Origin of the sequence: Candidatus Gillettellia adelgis, from assembly GCA_020541285.1 — a bacterium.
Classification (GTDB): domain Bacteria; phylum Pseudomonadota; class Gammaproteobacteria; order Enterobacterales; family Enterobacteriaceae; genus Gillettellia; species Gillettellia adelgis.
Map to the genome: position 1 here is coordinate 1 of CP047043.1, position 20591 is coordinate 20591.

A 20591-nucleotide genomic window follows, 5' to 3' on the forward strand; every position below is an offset into this window, starting at 1 on the left:
TGAATCTTTGATATTACGATGACGAGGGGAATATGAGTATAAAACACACCATGATAAAACTAGACAAAGTTTTAATGAGTATAATATTCGTTTTTTTGTTAATAGGTTGCACGAATAATACGTTGAAATCCGTCCCCATTAGCAGTATAAGTACTGATAGTATCACGACATCTAGTGATATTATTAACTCAACAACTAACTATGAAAATTATGTTTTTAATAACCGAAGTTATAAGTCTATTCCTAAAAAGAGCTATAGCGGCAACACTTATAGTGTTCAACGAGGAGACACGCTATTTTATATCGCATGGATCACTGGTAATGGTTATAGAGATTTAGCAAAGATAAATAACATACATGCACCTTATGCACTAAATATTGGCCAAAAAATTCAACTTTATAAAAATTCTACTAGCAAAAACAACAATACCCTAACAGGGAGGAGGACCTATACTGCGAAACAAGGAATGCCTCGGTTGTTAACCTCTAGGCACCAAATACAGGCTATTGCAGTGCAATCTCGCTTGAATGACGTACATTGTTATACTACTAATAAAAAACATATATCTTCCTTACTAGATCAGCACATGCGGTCTTCCGTTATCACTCAGGTAGAACACCCATCTGCAACTAATACCTTACCGGTTAAGCATTGGAGATGGCCAACTATAGGTAAGATCATTAATAACTTTTCTTCAGAAGAGGGTGGTAATAAAGGGATCGATATTACCGGCCTTCGCGGACAACCGATTTACGCTACTGCCGACGGTCGCGTAGTATATTCAGGTAATGCTTTACGCGGTTATGGAAATCTAGTGATTATAAAACATAATAACGATTATTTAAGTGCCTATGCTCATAACGATACGATGTTAGTTCGAGAACAACAAGCGGTAAAAGCAGGACAAAAAGTAGCTTGTATGGGTAGCACAGGAACAAGTTCAGTACGGTTACATTTTGAAATTCGTTACAAAGGTAAGTCAGTAAATCCGCTATGTTATCTTCCGCAACGGTAAATTAAGAAAATAAATACTATCTTTTCTAAAAACAAGATATAAAGTAACCATGATGCAAATATACCACAGCCAATCACTCGCATCATGATTTAAATTTTTAAAGTAATAGCATTGCAACTAAATCTTTAATAAAAGAATTTTATAAAAACACGCTCTTATACACTAAGTATTAGTATGCAATTAATATCTTCGCTATTATTCAACACATTTTAGATAAACTCTAGCTATATTTAGGTATAATCAATTGTTATTTGACACTTAATATAAGAGAATTATTCTGCTCTGCATAGGCAAGTTATATAGACGTATTGCATGACACCTGCTATGTACTAGCGGGTACTTTTTAGTGGATGTTAAAATTACCTTTATTATAGCTACTACAACTGGATTGTATTGATTTTAAAAAAATAAAAACATTATTTTAATGATTAAAATTCAATATAATACTATATTATAGTTTTTTTGATTTGTTCATCGTAGAGATCAGATAGTAAACTTGTGATTATATATAATATTATATCATGAATCTACTGATCTATAATATTTACTCGATTCAATATCTAACTATATATTATATGTAGGTTTTTATATACACTCAAAATATAAACTCTAGTAGTAGAGTGTCTACTTTATTAATATAAATAAAATACCATGCACTAGTCTGCCTATATAGTTAAAAACTAATATAGCGTCTGACATATGTCATAACGTCATAAAGATATTTTTATGTATATAAGTAATCATCCCCTCTATGTTTACTATACTTATCATTAATATACGATGCTAAAATTAGCATAGATGGTTTTTAGTAAAGTTTTTCTCAAAACTATTTATTACTAAGTAGTGAGTTTTAGGAGCATACGATTTCATTTATTTTTTAGACTACGAGTTATGTAGTCTACAAGCGTTTTAGTCGGTTAATTTAGGCGTTCTATTTAGTCAGATATGCTATATTTTGTACAACGACGATAGATATCACAATAGCAGACTAGAGTGATATCATATATGCGTATTATAAATTAATATCTTATTCTTATGTTTATAACTAACTTAAATCTAATAATTTTAGGTCATTACAACTTGTAACATAGAATCGAATCCTTGTGTTTTTGTATTTATGTATTTTAGTCTATTTAGATGGGCTCCATGTTTAGTGAATAATATTTTTACTGATTTATCTCGTTGTATAGTTAGAAATAATGTAGAATTTTATGCTTTAGAAAGATTACGAATTTAATTATTTTTGTTCTTTTATCTAAATGATAACTTTTAATTTATATAAAAATATTCTACATATAATATATCTGCATCTTATTAAAGATGCAGATCTTGAGTAATTTTTAATTATTTATTAAGATATATAAATTAATATAACTAACAGCGAGTATCGCTAACTTAGTTAGTTTTCTGGTATTGTTTCAAGGAAACATATAGTATGTTTGCTAAAAGCATAATATTGATTTTTTGAAATATTTATATATGATTTTATTAATTTAACTGTCATTTGAAATGAATTAATTACAATATTAGCTTATAGCTAATCGTTGTTATTGGTATATAGGGCTTTCAGATAACTTCTGATTTTATTTTATAATTAGTATTCACACTTATCATCCTTCGGTTGACTATGACTAGGCTATATTACCGTGCATATATGGTAATAAGAGTATTATATTCCTCAAAAAATTTGCTACATAATCGTCAGTATGTAGTGTTTAAAATATTGGATTAAATCACAAGAGCATATTAGCATTGAACTTTTAATTGCTTTTCTTATACAGCTTTACTGTAAAGTAAAAAAATAAATAAGTTATTATAATAATATTTATGTGTGATAAATAATATTTATTTAAATATTTATAGCTAGAATCATTCGATAAAATAGGAGTCTTATGGGAGATCTACATCCTGTACTCATTGGTTAAATAATTCCATAATACTTTAAGATTAAAGATAGCTTTTGGATAATTAAATATGTATATATTTTAGAGTATTGGATATTGATTATTACTATTTTATAATAAAAGTATACAAATAATAATTAATAAGTATTAGCTATATTTTCTTTTTTTATATATATTCTAGTAGGTAAAACATCAACTTATTCAAAAATAACAGTAGATGTACTATCGTTCTAATATTTCCGAAAAATTATTTTTATAAATTTATTCCTTTAAATAGAGCTTTAAGTTTTAAAACTCTATATTGCAAATGCAAGAGATATTTTAATAAATGTATGCCTTGTGAAGCGTTTTTAATAAAATTATTTTATTAAGTTTATTAATCTGTTGGAAACTTGAATAAGACTATAGAAAAATTTCTTTTAATCACATAAACTATAAATTTGTGCGCTATAAATATAGCTATTATAGAAATATAGAAGGTACTGTTTTATTAGATGACAGAATAAATAATCACGTTACCATAACTGTTATTTTCATCTGAATAAATCATGTACTGTGTTTATTAAAACATTTGATTTTAGAATATGTTTTAATTTATATTTTTATAATCACTGCATCTATTTTAGATAGTTAAAACTTTATGTCACTACTTCAATGCCACGAAAGAGAAAATAGAATAACCATATAATTATTTATTTGGTATTTAGAAGTTATATCCGATTTGATCGTTTAATCCTTAACCTCATAAGGCTAAAGTACACCACCGCATCAGCTTGTAAAAAAGTAAAGTTAGGTGAGTTGAGAAATATAGAAAGCTTTAATAATCATCTGAGTAAAATACCAATAACAACATTCATTGATTATTTAATTAGTTATTACTGTTGCTTGCGTAAATCATTATGGATAAGACTCATACTCACTGAATCTTATCCTATATTCAAGATATAACACAGCATCGTTGAACTGTGTTTCCTATAGTTACAAAAACTTTTTACTCTATTTTATGATAGAGGATATAACGTAGTGACTATATTTCATAACCCATAAAAAATTTGATAACACATCAGCAAAAACTTTATCTTATTTGACAATTAATGTATATCTAGTTTAAGTACAACAGCATGTGCTGATACGTTGTGTAAAACTCGCCTAGGCGATAAAATATAGAAATACGGTGTGTCAGCTAAAAGCATACTGGGTATACTTAGTCTATAAGATCTAACTAATATAATAAGTTACTATGGTTAATAGATTGAACAGGAAAACATTGCTATGTATTGTATTATTGAGGCTACTTTGATGTTGTATAGACTTATAGCATTCTTTAATGCAATCGAGTTTTTATTATAGACAATACTTTACAAAGTAAGTGCTAATAAAAAATTAAATTTTATTTTTGTTGCCTACAGTGAGAAACGTGTATCTCATAAAAGATAACAATTGTAACGATACAATACTATATTTTGATGAGCAACGCTTCTGAAGAAAACAGCAATTTTTATAAAATATAGAATATCGATGTGATGAAATGCCGAATAAAATAAATTTTTGCTGCTAAAAATTAATAAGGTATGGTTTTAAGTTTATTGATATTCATGAATGCAGTCGTGGTAATAACAACAGCAAAATATGATGTTGATTCTAAAATATTTTAATAAATATATAAGTAGGATATTTAAAATGTTTAATTATACATGTTTATTTTTTTGCAAACGTTGTATATATTTATTAGAAAATAGTTCTTTTAGGTTACTAAGATTACTCTTTGTAGTTAAAAGGTTAGCTTGACTGTAACATTTTTCTTTATGTGTTGCGATAAAATTATTTATTATTAAACGTATATTAAAATAATTATCTAAAACTCTAGTGATGCTATGCTCATTTAGTACTATCTATCTTTATGATTATTGTTTCTTTGAACATTAAGCCCTAAGTGAGAAACCTTTATACTGATAGAGCAAAATGCTGTTAGTCTTCTTAATCGATAAAAACTATTATGCAAGTAAAATATAATCTATTGTCGTAAATAATATATTGATACAATAATATAATACCCTTGATATGGGTTTGATCTACTAACTTTAGCAATCAAATAGTGTTTTAATGCTTATTGTATCTTTATGTTAAATTTAATATTTCTCATTGTAGATAGAAAATAATAGTTTTATTTAACTAACTAATACTAAGTATATTCTTCCGTTTATCTTTGATAAAAACTTTATAAAAGTATTATATTGCTAATACGATATAGTATTAATTATCACTGATATTGATCATGTTACAAAAGTTTTTATTCAACTATTAATTAGCAAAATAATTAAAAAATCTTTGGTAGTTATTATGCACATATAATATTATATACAAAGATTAAAATAGTAACTATGCTAACCTTCTATTCGCTCTTAATTATTATTCTTGTAGTCATGAGAATTCGTAAGCGACAGTATAATCGCTGAATCAAGATTGTTTATAAGATGAATGCTCACGAAACTTTGATAAAGTTGTTATATTATATTTTATAAATCAAATTTATATGCACAATATATTATGATAGAGTAGATAGTTTGCTTTTAGCTATAGGAAACACAGTTCAACGATGCTGTGTTATATCTTGAATATAGGATAAGATTCAGTGAGTATGAGTCTTATCCATAATGATTTACGCAAGCAACAGTAATAACTAATTAAATAATCAATGAATGTTGTTATTGGTATTTTACTCAGATGATTATTAAAGCTTTCTATATTTCTCAACTCACCTAACTTTACTTTTTTACAAGCTGATGCGGTGGTGTACTTTAGCCTTATGAGGTTAAGGATTAAACGATCAAATCGGATATAACTTCTAAATACCAAATAAATAATTATATGGTTATTCTATTTTCTCTTTCGTGGCATTGAAGTAGTGACATAAAGTTTTAACTATCTAAGGTAAGCATAATGCTTTTATCATAAATAAAAGAAGCGGACAAGTATTACGTGTGTTAAATAATTATAAACACATATATTAAATAATTTACGTTATACATAGACAATAATTCAGCGGAATATTAGGATCGAATGGTATTCGCATTGTAAGTGGAGATAGATAAATGAATGTATATGTAATTGACAGTATGATAGCATAGATTTCGATAGAGTATGTTATTTACGTTTCTGTTAATAGAGGGGACTTACTTATAATACAAATGCATAAAGTGCTTAATCATGATTAAAATTTTTTGGCAATGTATTTAACATCTTTACTATAGAATTATAAAAGTCAACAGAAAGCATATTTTTACTTAAAGTTAATTGTTTTACAATGCAACCAAATACTCAAAAACTAAGGATAGTGCATTAATTTAATGTAAATTTAGATAAAGGTTACACCTAAAAATTCACAATAAGAGTGAGTTGAACGAAAAATACACTACAGCTTTGTTCAATAAAAATGTGTAAATTATATGGATAAATGTTTATAGTCAAAAAAAGCAACCTTGACGTTAATAAAAATAATGCTTGTTTTGGTAAACTACAAAAAATATTTTTAAATCACAGCTTACTGGTATCGTAATCGTTAATTATCCACAGTTAGTGATTATTACTAATCCATTGATATAAAAAAAGAATAAGCACTTACCCACTAAAAATCATTGTCCTAATAAAAATATATAGTAATAATAATATTAAAAAAGATCTGTATTTAAATTCTAATTAATATTACTTGGTTAATGTTGGAAACTTAAGTAGAATTTTACCTGCATGTGTAATCTTTCTTGATGTACTGAGGTAGTATTTTATGTTTAATTTTGAGAAATTTGACGTTATCATTATTGGTGGTGGTCATGCCGGCGCTGAAGCTGCTTCGGCTTCGGCGCGCATAGGACGTCAAACTCTATTGTTAACACAAAATATTGATACACTAGGTCAAATGTCTTGTAACCCAGCAATTGGTGGTATTGGTAAAGGGCATTTAGTAAAGGAGATTGATGCACTTGGTGGTTTGATGGCTACTGCAATCGATCATTCTGGTATTCAGTTTAGGATACTCAACGAAAGTAAAGGTCCTTCAGTGCGCGCAACTCGCGCTCAAGCCGATCGCAGACTCTATTGTCGAGCGATACGCATTGCCTTAGAGAATCAGCCTAACTTAACGATTCTTCAACAATCTGTCGACGATTTTGTTGTAAAAAATGATTATATTACTGGCGTAGTCACACAAATGGGGTTAAAATTCTATGCTAAAGCAATAGTGTTAACCGTAGGTACTTTTCTTAATGGTAAAATTCATATTGGCTTAAATAATTATAAAGGGGGCCGTGCCAATGATCCTCCAGCAATCTCGTTGTCAAAACGTCTGCGAGAAATGCCGTTGCGCGTTAATCGCTTAAAGACTGGTACACCACCACGAATTGATGCGAGAACTATTAATTTTAGTATTTTACGAGAACAATCAGGTGATATGCCAATGCCGGTATTTTCTTTTATGGGTAATGCGAATCAACATCCAGAGCAGAGGGTCTGTTATATCACTCATACTAATGAAAAAACTCATGAGGTAATCCGAAAGAATCTAGATCGTAGTCCGATATACACCGGGATAATACAAGGAGTTGGTCCGCGGTATTGTCCATCGATTGAAGATAAAGTAATGCGGTTCTCTGATCGTCCTGCACACCAGATTTTTCTGGAACCGGAAGGTTTAACAAGTAATGAGATTTATCCAAACGGTATCTCTACCAGTCTTCCATTTGAAGTGCAAATACAGATTATTCGTTCGATAGAAGGTATGCAGAATGCTTGCATTGTTCGCCCTGGTTATGCTATTGAGTACGATTTCTTTGATCCCCGTGATCTAAAGCCAACATTAGAGAGTAAATTAATTCATGGGCTTTTTTTTGCAGGACAAATTAATGGCACTACTGGTTACGAAGAAGCAGCTGCTCAAGGGGTGTTGGCGGGTCTTAACGCTGCTCGTTATGCTAATCAAGAAGAAGGTTGGTCGCCAAGTCGCAACCAATCCTATCTTGGTGTGCTGGTAGACGATCTTAGTGCTCTTGGCACTAAAGAACCATATCGCATGTTTACATCGCGTGCTGAATATCGCCTTCTGTTGCGTGAAGATAACGCTGATTTGCGTTTAACTGAGATAGGTCGAAAACTTGGTTTAGTGGATGATATGCGTTGGACGCGATATTCTGAGAAACTAGAGCGTATTGATCAAGAACGTCAGCGTCTACGTAATACATGGATACATCCACATTCTGAGGATGTGGATCACATTAATATGCTATTAAAAAAACCTTTAGTGCGCTCAATCCACGGTGAAGAACTATTGCGTCGTCCTGAAATAGATTATTCGTTACTCACTAAAGTTGTTACTTTTTCACCAGCACTAAAAGATGCTCAAGCTGCTGAGCAAGTTGAGATTCAGATTAAATATCAAGGCTACATTGTGCGTCAGATGGCAGAGATTAAAAAACAACAGCGCTATGCAAATACCATGTTACCCTTAGATCTCGATTATCACGAAGTATCTAGTCTGTCTAGCGAAGTGATCACAAAGTTAAATCATCATAAACCTTACTCTATTAGTCAAGCTTCACGTATATCTGGGATCACCCCCGCTGCAATCTCTATTTTATTAATTTGGTTAAAAAAACAAGGGTATCTATAATGTAATTTAATAAATTTATAATTTAAGAATAGTCTGTTCATTAAATAAATCAGTGAGCATATATTTTTAATATCTTGTGTAGATTTGACTGTACTTTTTAGTGTTTGTAAGATATTAATATTATGCAGGGATATTAAAACTTGTCGCTTTCACTGATCTGGTTAAAAGTATTAAACCAACTCAGTAGCCATGTTAAGTAGTGTATAACCATAATAAAACAATAAAAACCAGCATAAAATTTTACTACAGAGCGCACGATGTATAGAAAATTCTGGTGGTGCTATTTTTTAACAAGATTATACACACTGTGTATTTAAAGAGTTTTTTATTTATTAATTTTAGGGGTAATAGACCACTGTTGTTCTACGCGTGCTTGTAAACTGAGATTAATATTGTATGCTAGAGAGCAATATAAAATGTTAGTTTTTCTTAGAGATCAAGTATAGTGTAACTCAGGGCTGTAAAGTATTCAGGTGATTCAGGAGGCGTATTGAGAATACCGTAGCTCTGTCAATATTTTTTAGTATAATAAGTAATGTGGTATTTTTTGCAAAATATATCTCTCGCAGTGTATATTACTTGTTGTTGAAAAAATATAAATGGTATGTACTAGACATAAATATTGAGATACATTATTAGATTTAGTTAATAAATATTATCAATATATTTTATATAATGACGTTAAAACTGTCACTAATAGTGACATTTTTTATTGATTATTAAGAAAGATTAAATATTGATAACTTATGCATAATGAATACTATTTATGAGTGAATGGTTAAATAATTGTAAGAGAATTATGCATTTATCGCAACGTTTCCAATCATCCTACTTATGTGTTTTTTATGTTCAAGTTTCATGATTTATAGCGATAATTTTAATGTATTATAATAGCAACACAAGTCTGATGGACACACTATATAAAATATAGGTATATAACATATTTAAACAAACTATATACTTTAAAATTTAATGAATTTATACCTAATATACTAAATAATTTTAAGTAGTAGATACATTTCAAATATAATGTTCTATTGTATCTCTACACTAAAGTTTTATTTTCATCACATTAGATAAAATATTAATAGTTTTGATTAAACAACGCATACGGTGTTAATTTTTATAGTGTCAGAACCTCGTAAATGTCATTTCTTCTTTAGAAGATGTTAGCAGGATGGCCTCTATAATAACTGAAATATATGATTTTTTTTAAAATATTAGTTAGTAATAAATTTAATTATTACTGATAGTTGTATGTTCATAATAGGTACAAATATTAAGGAAATTAATATCTTGATGTTTTATAGTTGCGACTTTCTGTGAATTATTATATAAGACGAACAGGTTGATGAATAAAATGTTAATTATATATAAAGATTAATTATCTGTCGGTTATATGAGATATATATACCGATAATTTTTTTAGTTAATCATTTGTTATTTTTTACTTATTCCTGCTGAACGCTCAAAATATTTTAGAAATTAATTCTAGTAATATTAGGCCACATTGTTTAATGTTAATCTGCGTAAAGAGATAAAACTGCATAATAATTAAAATATTAATAAATTCTTTTGTTATTGTGTGGCATTAAATATAAAATAATATAGTAAATATTAAAATTGTTATTAAATGAGTGTATTACTCAAGGAGATTGCAGATAAAATAAATATTAATAATGCATTATTAATGATATGCTGAGGTGGCATATCATCATAACCGTTGCACATAAAATTGTATAATTTTAGGTTTAATGAGTGTCGTAGGAAGCATGCATTCAATCGATTGTAGTGGTCATGTTCTTGCGATCTAGATAAAATAATTAGTATTAATTAATAGCTATATTCACTTACTTTGAAGATGCTGCGATAAATATGTATTAAGTTTACGCAGTCCGTGTTGTATAAGTAAGTAGATGCCACTCCTACAAGCACGATAGATATGTAGCTATTTTAATTAAACTAACTTAATAGTGGTTGCTAAGTTTGTGCGATTTACCGATATACCATTCAAGCTAAAATATCCAAAAAGATCACTAGACGTTAGTTGCACACTACCGTCTCTAGTGCTTTGCGCATATCATTGAGTACTGATTGATAATCTAATGTATTAAAAATAGCTGATCCAGCAACAAATATATCGGCACCTGCAACAGCAATTTCAGTAATATTATCTATTCTGACTCCGCCATCAATTTCTAAACGAATATCCCAATTGCCTTGATCAATGCGCTTCCGTACTTGTTGTAACTTATTTAACGTGCTGTGAATAAAAGATTGCCCACCGAATCCAGGATTTACTGACATTATTAGGATTATATCGAGCTTATCCATTATATAATTAAGATGACTGAGTGGGGTTGCTGGGTTAAACGCTAATCCAGATTTACATCCATGCTCTTTGATTAATTGAAGAGTGCGATCGATGTGTTCGGAGGCTTCAGGATGGAATGTAATATAGGTTGCACCAGCTTTAGCAAACTCTGGGATAATACGGTCTACTGGTTTTACCATTAAGTGTACATCGATTGGTGCGATTATGCCATAATTACGTAATGCTTCACATACCATAGGGCCTATAGTTAAATTAGGGACATAGTGGTTGTCCATAACGTCAAAGTGCACGATATCACCGCCTGCTTCTAGCACATTAGTGATGTCTTTACCGAGTTGGGCGAAATCTGCAGATAAAAGAGATGGAGCAATTAAAAATTTTTTCATGTGCCTTTCGATGTTTTAGAATACATGTTTATATAACTGATATATGGCTGAGTATTTTGCGATTTCGTAAGAAATTTTGAACGTGTTTACCTTACTATTCACAAGGTATTACAGTTGATAGTACATTGAGACTTTATAAAAAACAATAAAGTATACTAATATCAGTGTTGAGTAATTTTCTCTTGATTATGAGAGATTTATACCAGTACTTACTGGCCTGCTGTATAAAAGTTAACATGCCTGCAGTACTGAATCCTATAAATACATAATACTATATTAATCAACATAATAATCAGTAAATCGTACTCTTATTCACAAGAGTATAAGAGGTAGACGTGAGACATGATTATATATAGTAGTAAAATAATATCGATCATTAAAAGTAATGTTAGTAGATTTTTGGTAAACAATTATCATCTCTATGCAAGAGATAGAAGTTTTGTGAAATTACTAAAATACATCGCACTCGTCTTATCAATCTCAATAACATACTCTGTTATAACAGAGCGCGGCTTTATACGTAAAAGCAATATCATTAAATGATAAAAAATGAAGACGAGAGTTAAATTTATTGTCATAGTAAAACACTTATCTAAGTTATCTAGCAAGAATATAGGCATTACTGATGGAAGTATCCGTTTGAAATTCAACTACATTATCCGGTTAACAATTTTTTTATGTCGTTAGAATATAATATTATACCCTATATTAAATATATTTATTCTTCTTTTAAAGAAGGTTGCATCTAGCACAGACTGTTAGTCTATCGATAAAAATAAATAATTAATTATATTCATGATAGAGTATTGTAATTCATTTATTTTAAAACTTCTATGTTATCAAGACTATTTGTTAAATTCGCATGATTTAGTAATGTGAGCATATAGTCGGAGGTAGTAACATACTGGTTTTATGTGTTCTCTTATAAAATTTTTTATATCTAAAAGCATTTATATTACATAAATACAAGGAATATTCTATATTTTTAGTAATCTATTCAATATATACTATGACTCATGGATTCTAAATTTTGCTTTATACACAGTGAGTAATGCACAAGAGCGTAATGAACTTCTATGAAAGTTATATCATTCTTAATTATTAATATATACTATAGTTTTGTGAGATTATATAACATATGTTAAGTAGTTTGATTGTCTGCTTAGAAAAAGCATGAAATGTTTTGTATATACAGCGTAAGTTATTTGTAAGGTATGCTAGTTAGTTGTTTTTATAAAAAATAAAATCTAACTACGCGCATATATCTGTAATAGTTTAGTTGTGTTTGAACTATCTTACATGATATGGTGTTGTATGTGTTGCGTACATAAAACTATAAGGTTATGCTCTTGTTGGTATGTTGTAGTGGTATATGGACACATGTATCGTTTTTCTCTTTTATTACTCAGAATTATTATCAATATCTTTTATTGCTGGCTAAATGTTAGTTTTGTATAGTGCGAATTTGATGAAGTCACCATCCCTAAAAGGATATTATCGACTATACCATCATACAATGATTTAAGATTATTTAGATCTATTTCTAAAATAAGCTTTTAGCTTGCTGAACAAGCCAATAAGTATTAAAATTTTTGTCTACTTGGGATAATAAGCTTTGATTAATATTATTATCGCTATAGGGATGCGTATATCGTTGCTCATAGTTTTATTTTTAATCATTAGTTTTGCAAGACCAGAGTGGACATAGATTCTGTGGTGTTTATATACATCCTCTTCTCGTATGATTACATATTAATATGTGTTGGCTATTTTAAATTCATTCTAATAATTGATAACAGCGACATCAAAAAACTCATTTCTCTTGTAAGATGTGTGTCTATGCATTGCAAAACATAAGAGATCAAGGTGGTCTTATAGACAGACATAATAAATAATGTTTATCAAAATTATGCCTCGATTCATATAAGCTCGTTTAGAATATTTATTCTAATTAACAGTTAACCGCTGATTCTTGATATATCACAAGGACGATTCAGTAATAGTAAAATGATAACGGGATTACTTATTAGTAAGTATGCCCGTTATCATTTTGAGTTGACTACACTTGAGACGTGTCTTGAACACTGTGACCCACTATCTGTAAGTTTTTATGATTAATAAAATTTATTGCTATAATTTAGCATAAAAATAAAAGCAAACATTTCAAATCTTTTAAGACTTACATATTGCTTTATTATTACATTTCATATTATGCGGTATGGTTGTATAAATATAAAAGTAGCTAAACTACTATAGTTTTCGAGTAACCTTACGCTTCCTTAATCGGCAAACATGCGGAAATCGACTTCAATACTAATTTATGATCTATATCATTATAGATTTTTGCCTGACCAATACCTGTAGGTAGTACTAAGCATAGCTTGTTATTACGAACTTTTTTATCACGCATCATATGTGACAAATAAGATTCTGGAAGCATCTCTTTTGGTCCAGCGATAGGTAGACACGCACGTTCTAGTAATGTTTTAATGCGGTGAACATCATCCGCAGGTAATTTGCCGAGGATGTATGCAACCTCTGCCGCCATTACTATGCCGGCGGCGATCGCCTCACCATGCAACCATATACCATAGCCCATAGTAACCTCAATTGCATGGCCAAAAGTGTGTCCTAAATTTAGTAGAGCTCTCAAATCATTGTCGCGTTCGTCAGTGGCTACTATTTTGGCTTTTAACTCGCAGCAACGTCGGATACAATACGTTAGGGCGTGAATATTCAGCGTCATTAACACATCAATATTATTTTCTAACCAAATAAAAAAGTCACGATCAAAACTAATGCCGTATTTGATAACTTCAGCAAGTCCAGATGAAAGTTCACACGCTGGTAAGGTTGCTAGGCAACTGACATCAACTATTACTGAAACAGGCTGATAGAATGCACCAATCATGTTTTTTCCAAGTGGATGATTAACGCCGGTTTTACCACCAACAGAAGAATCTACTTGAGCTAATAATGTGGTAGGAAGTTGCATAAAACGTACACCACGCTGATAACAGGCTGCCGCAAATCCTGTGAGATCGCCTATCACGCCACCCCCCAAGGCTATCAATGTTGTATCACGGCTATGAGACTTTTTTAGTAGTGCTGAGAAAATTGTTTCTAGTACTAAAAGGGATTTGTGTTGTTCGCCATCAGGCAGAATTATTTCATCTACTTTTATGCCACCTTGTTTTAAAGTTTGTTTAACTTGTTCTAGATAGAGAGGTGCCACGGTTTTATTGGTAACTAGCATTACCTGTTCATCGGATTTTAATGGCGCGAAAGCTCTAAGATTGTTTAATAATCCAGCAGCTATAGTAATTGGGTAACTGCGTTCTCCAAGCATTACAGTAATTTTTTCCATAGTATGTACAACTCCTGAGTAGTTTACGCTCACTTATATGGGTAAGATAAGTTTGTGCACATTTTCGTAGTAAAAACCACTAAAATCCATTATATTCTTAATAGATTGATGATCTGATTAGCTACTACTTTAGCGCTTTGATCGTCAGTGCGAATCGTCATATCAGCAATCTCTTCGTACAAATGGTTGCGTTCTTTCGCTAAAGTTTCTAACACCTGACGTGGTGGATAATTAACTTGTAATAACGGGCGTTTTTTATCACGCTGAGTTCGGGCTAATTGTTTGTCGATAGAAGTTTTTAGATAAACAACGGTGCCACGCGCTGACAAACGGTTTCGTGTGTCGCTTGATTTAACGGAACCACCGCCAGTAGCGAGTACAACCCCTTGATATCCCGTTAGTTCATTAATAATTTTCTCTTCACGATCACGGAAACCTATTTCACCTTCTACATCAAATACCCAGCTCACATCCGCTCCTGTGCGCTGCTCAATTTCTTGATCAGAGTCAAAAAATTCCATATTGAGTTGCTGAGCTAACTGACGACCAATAGTGCTTTTCCCAGCACCCATAGGCCCAATAAGAAAGATATTACGTTTTTCTGCCATATTTTAATATTACTGAAACGATGCGTGAATATTAACCCGCTCCGCCAATTAAATCAGTGACGGTATCTCCATGGAAATTAAGAAGTGTTAGTGCGGGACTCCAAAATAAATTATCCCAATACTTTAGGTTGTTTAACAACAAAATTAATCACTATCTATGCTGCGGATGAAAAATATATTTTAATATCGTATTAAGACTATTCAGAAATTTTACTCTTTTCAGTTGGTAACCTTTGTAATCTAAATTAGTCGCAGCGTCAAATTAAGTGTTATACAGATGACAAAATAGCTGTGCATAAAAAGTAAAGACATTGATAGTAAACTAAAAATATTGCGGTTTTACTAGCATAGTACAGATTACTAGTTTGCGTCATTTATTATGTTTTTTCTGTATCGGCAGTGCTGCAAGATATCTTTTTCTATTTTTTCAATGAATTATTCAATATTTTCTTATTACTAGAAAATAATTATGGTGTTTTGTTATAATGAAATTATAACTTCTACAGATTAAAAGTGAAGCGCTTTTTGTTCCTTTGCGTGTAAATAATAACTATTATACCGTAATAGTAGTGTAATAATATTCTTAATGTTAGATAATTAGCGAATATAGTATTATATAGTTAATAGATCATACCATACATACTATGGTGTTTTAGGTTTAGTTAAATATCATAAAAACTATATTCGTTATAATAAATAACTGCTACTTTAAGTGCGTATTATCTAGTCATATACAGTATAATTACCAGCATTGCTAAATTGGGTGATAGGCGTCCTGATCTTATTCTTGAAGCGTTTAATTTTGAGACATCTTGAAAATTTTTACTATAAGTGATTAGCTTAGAATTGTATATAGTAGATATTAAAAATCAGCATTTGTGCTTTATGATCATTGTGTTTAACAAACACTAATGTTTTTTATATAACACGTTATATATACTGTTTTAGTGATATCTTTGCCGTAGCGAAAATACAGTTAATTTGCATTGTTTGTTTTATTATCGACCAGTCTTGCATGAAAAGTATGTTATGTATATACTTATTAATTCATAATCGGAGTTTGCCTAAATCACTATTTACGATAACAGGCGATGTTTTACTGTGATACATATCATATTATAGATTATAGATTATAGATTATAGATTATAGATTATGGATTATGGATTATTATTCTGGTCATGTTGTTTAAGTTGATCATATTTATAATGTTTAGTTTAGTATAATCTAGCACAATGTTACCATTGCAAGCTTTCCTAATTAGGAAGCAACCATATTATCAGTGCTATTTTAGCAGAATAATGTTGCTGTGATTGATTGCCATTGTAGTATTTATGTTTGATGTCAGTTTATTACATTCTAATACTATTTCATATAGTATACTAAGGTGTTATCTAAAACCCTTATGGTATAGCTACGCAATGATGGTGAAAATGATAGTTGAAATAGTATAGTAGGGATGTGTTATTATCCACCAGTTGAATAATATTACGCATAATACGAAGCAGACTATTTTACGTGATTAATAAGGTCTTCAATATTTACTGTGTTCACATTTCTTATATAGGTCGTGCGTTCTAGTTTTAACTTGGATTTTTTGGGTTTTCTGATATGTTGACATTTATATTGTTAATAAAAGCTAAAGTGTTAAATATCGTGATGTTAAAATGAAGGTTCCATTATAGTAAAGCGAATAACTGCCATATGATCATATTTATTTATGTTACTCGTGATTTATGTTACTTGTAGTATTGATATGTTTCAGAACATGAGATGTATTTAATATATTTAGTAAGTACGATTTTATCGTTATCAGATACGATTACTTATAAGGCTGCAAGTATTTGCAGTGATTATGAATATGTATTATATAATACATGCTAGCAAAATTTTTTGTTAGAGAGAATTAGTAATGCAGTCTGTCTTTAATAAGAAGAGGTAGACTACGTAATGTAGGTAAAAGAGTAACGAAATGTTATAGATAACTTACAGCAAACAATAGATAGGCATCATATGTTAATATGTTTTAAAGCACACATTATTAGTGTTGCGTAAAACGCAAAGTTCTAGGATACTTAGATGGTTTGCGGGGAATGAAAATTGGAAAACTTACGATTTTATTGTTAATATTACTAAGTTGGTTGCAGTATTCTTTATGGCTAGGGAAAAATGGTATCTACGATTTTTTGCAGGTGCATATGGATATTATAGTTCAACAAAAAAATAATGCTAAGCTAAAAACTCGTAATGATCAGTTGTGTTCTGAGCTTGATATGTTGAATACAAGACAAAAAACAGCTAAAGAGTGTTTGCATCACAAATTAGGTATGATTGAGCCAGGTAAAACTTTTTATCGCCTCGTGCCTAAGAACTATAAAGACTATGCAATTTCTTGTTTAAAAAATAACGCATAAATCGTATATGACTTATACTGAGTCTATTACAAAGACAATCACTGCTATCTTGCTCGCTGCTGGCGTTGGAAGTCGTATGCAAACTGTTTGTCCCAAGCAGTATTTAACTATTGGTCAATATAGTATGGTTGAACATGCTATCTATGCGTTGTTGCGTCATCCTTGCATTCAACGTATTATTGTGGCTATTAACTTGACAGATAATCAGTTTAAGCAATTGCCGATTTCCTCTGATCCTAGAGTGAGCGTAACTATTGGTGGTCGACATCGTGCGGACTCAGTCATGGCTGGTCTCCATTTAGTTGGTGAAGAAGAATGGGTTCTTATACACGATGCTGCGCGTCCTTGCTTACATCTAGATGACATTACACGTTTGCTAGCCATTACAGAACATAGCAAGGTTGGCGGAATTCTCGCTTTTCCAGCAAGCGATACCATGAAGCGTGTAGATCTTCAGTTAGGTACTATTATTAATACTATTGATCGAAAGAATTTATGGCATGCCTTAACACCGCAGTTATTTCCACGTGCGTTACTTAAGTGTTGCTTACAACGTGCACTGTGTGACGGTGTGACCGTTACAGATGAGGCATCAGCAATGGAATATTGTGGTTATCATCCGTTATTAGTGCACGGGCGTTCGAATAACATAAAAGTAACGCGAAAAGAGGATCTAGCACTAGCTACGTTCTATCTGGCTCAATCGGATAAATGAGGATTACAGCATGCGTATTGGTCATGGTTTTGATGTACATAAATTTAGTAGCAAAGGGCCTTTAGTAATTGCTGGTGTTCCTATTCCTTATGAAAACGGTTTACTAGCCCATTCAGATGGTGACGTTGTTTTACATGCAGTGACAGATGCCTTGTTGGGTGCGGTAGGCTTGGGTGATATCGGTAGATTTTTCCCGAATACTGACAACACGCTAAAGGGTATTGATAGTCGAAAGCTACTTGCTAAAGCGTGGGATGGTATTTGTGCAAAAGGTTACTATCTAGGTAACTTAGACATCACAATTATTGCTCAGCGACCTAATATGGCTCCATATATACCAAAGATGTGCATTTGTTTATCAGTAGACTTACAATGTCATAAAAATAATATTAATGTTAAGGCGACCACTACTGAAAAACTTGGTTTTATTGGGCGCGGTGAAGGTATTGCTTGTGAAGCGGTGGTTTTATTGCTTAAAAAACAGCACGACAGATTTGTTTAATATGGTCTACTTGTATAGTGTATTATAGAGTGTTATGTTCTAAGTATACACCTATGAGAAGATTGAGGTACGCAGATTAATCGTAAATTACGATAGGGTGCGTTCTACGACAAGCGTTTTTCTATATCTTTTAAAAAAATACTGAATTTCTTATAATTTTCTAAGATACCTTAGAGAGTTTAGGAGAGTCTAATTTTGTATAATAGTTAAATTAACACCCTAAATAACATTTATTCTACTATAATTTGATTTTATGTAGAAAGATAGTCAATTTAGATACTAAACTTAATATATTATCTTGAATTTAAAACATTAATATATTAAATTCATTTACATTTTTACGTGCAAGTTGATAAAGTATGCATGATTTAATGATCCATAAGATTAATTTCTTCATTTAAAATAAACAAATGAATTAATGCGTCCTTAGTTAACGTCATATGAGTAAATAGGTAATGAAATAGAAAATCAATTATTTAACTATTGGTGATTTATAAATATTTTATCTTGTATAATAACGCTACGCTTTAATTTTATAAATTCATAAATAAATTCATTATAGTGTTATAGATGGTGCATAAAATCTTGTGTAGTAAAATATAATCCTCAAGATATTTTTTAATATTTAATGCATTAAACATTTTTTAGTAGTTAAATATACATTATGTTAGAGCTATAACATCGCTGTGCTATATTTTCATTTGTCTTGGTATGTTTTCTTAATGGCACTATACTTTTGTGAATGAATAATAAATTGAATTGTATTATTGATACATTTTAAAATATAAAAAATATTAGCAGTTTTCTAGTTTTATAAGGAGAATATCCTTCTTACGTTATGCGTATGAAGTAATTACATAATATTAGTTAGTTACTAAAAAATTAATCACCATGATTTTTTTTTGGTGTTAACTTATAAACATAAACATAAAAATACAGTGATAACATGGTTGCCGTTTATCTCTTCTAAGTCATTAATCCACAGTCATATAGTACGATGATGTTTAGTGCGCTGATGTGATTTATATTGGGATGAGTAATTAACTAATTACTCTAGTAGTAGTGATAAATTTATTAGTTTTTTAATAGATGTTCATGCGTATTGATATTACTGAATTGATAAAATTATAAAGCACGAGATAGTTTAGAGGCTCCGAGATTAGCTATTTAGTAGATTTCTAGTAATAAAATATTATATTACATAAAAATATTTTTATATTGTATAATATAGATTGATGATACACATCATAAATTGATGAGATATTTTATTAGATAGTAGCTTGAAGATGGTTAATTATAAGATCAAGATATAAATATTGAGCAGCATTCAGTTTGACTAAATAAGAATGCATTATAACCTGATATATTATAAATGCAATTATCTTACTAGGAGTTCATTACTATAACTAATAAATTTACTGATAATACATAAATCAGATGTTCTACAAAAACTAAATAAACCTAGCATAAGTTCATTACTAAAATAAAGCGGCTATCTCGTATAATGCGTTAAAGTTTTTAGATTTTTATGGAAGCGATAATTTATAATAAAAGCACTAAATAAAGAAAAGGTTTAATATGTTCTCCTTGAGAAAATATTTTTCATAAAAACAGTGATTAGACTAACCCTTTAATTAAGGCTATACTCTGTCTGAGTATCTATCCTAGCTTGCGATATGCTTTATAA

Annotated in this window: 8 protein-coding genes; 5 read left to right on the plus strand and 3 right to left on the minus strand. The window is 30.3% G+C overall.

Going from position 1 to position 20591, the window contains the following annotated elements; all coding sequences use genetic code 11:
- Nucleotides 1–50 precede the first annotated feature (50 nt).
- On the plus strand, nucleotides 51–1016 hold the full coding sequence (gene nlpD, locus GIY03_RS00005; RefSeq protein WP_457913991.1) for a murein hydrolase activator NlpD: 966 nt from the start codon (nucleotides 51–53) through the stop codon (nucleotides 1014–1016).
- A 5685-nt stretch (nucleotides 1017–6701) separates the two neighbouring features.
- On the plus strand, nucleotides 6702–8579 hold the full coding sequence (mnmG, locus tag GIY03_RS00010) for a tRNA uridine-5-carboxymethylaminomethyl(34) synthesis enzyme MnmG (protein WP_457913697.1): 1878 nt from the start codon (nucleotides 6702–6704) through the stop codon (nucleotides 8577–8579).
- A 2043-nt stretch (nucleotides 8580–10622) separates the two neighbouring features.
- Here mnmG and rpe read toward each other — a convergent pair.
- The 3 genes from rpe to aroK all read right to left on the minus strand — a co-directional run bounded on the left by rpe (nucleotide 10623) and on the right by aroK (nucleotide 15275).
- On the minus strand, nucleotides 10623–11300 hold the full coding sequence (gene rpe / locus GIY03_RS00015) for a ribulose-phosphate 3-epimerase (RefSeq protein WP_457913698.1): 678 nt from the start codon (nucleotides 11298–11300) through the stop codon (nucleotides 10623–10625).
- A gap of 2269 nt (nucleotides 11301–13569) precedes the next feature.
- Nucleotides 13570–14667, minus strand: a complete 1098-nt coding sequence (gene aroB, locus GIY03_RS00020) for a 3-dehydroquinate synthase (RefSeq protein WP_457913699.1) — start codon at nucleotides 14665–14667, stop codon at nucleotides 13570–13572.
- A gap of 89 nt (nucleotides 14668–14756) precedes the next feature.
- A complete protein-coding gene (gene aroK, locus GIY03_RS00025; protein ID WP_457913700.1) occupies nucleotides 14757–15275 on the minus strand; it encodes a shikimate kinase AroK in 519 nt (172 codons plus the stop codon).
- Nucleotides 15276–17372: 2097 nt separating this feature from the next.
- On the opposite strand from aroK, the gene GIY03_RS00030 reads away from it, so the two are divergent.
- The 3 genes from GIY03_RS00030 to ispF are packed head-to-tail and all read left to right on the plus strand — an operon-like array spanning nucleotide 17373 to nucleotide 18904.
- A complete protein-coding gene (locus tag GIY03_RS00030) occupies nucleotides 17373–17687 on the plus strand; it encodes a septum formation initiator family protein (RefSeq protein ID WP_457913992.1) in 315 nt (104 codons plus the stop codon).
- Nucleotides 17688–17694: 7 nt separating this feature from the next.
- Complete coding sequence (gene ispD / locus GIY03_RS00035; protein ID WP_457913701.1) at nucleotides 17695–18402, plus strand: 2-C-methyl-D-erythritol 4-phosphate cytidylyltransferase; 708 nt, start codon at nucleotides 17695–17697, stop codon at nucleotides 18400–18402.
- A 10-nt stretch (nucleotides 18403–18412) separates the two neighbouring features.
- The gene (ispF, locus tag GIY03_RS00040) at nucleotides 18413–18904 is read left to right on the plus strand and encodes a 2-C-methyl-D-erythritol 2,4-cyclodiphosphate synthase (RefSeq protein WP_457913702.1); all 492 of its coding nucleotides are present in this window, start codon (nucleotides 18413–18415) and stop codon (nucleotides 18902–18904) included.
- Nucleotides 18905–20591: the final 1687 nt, after the last annotated feature.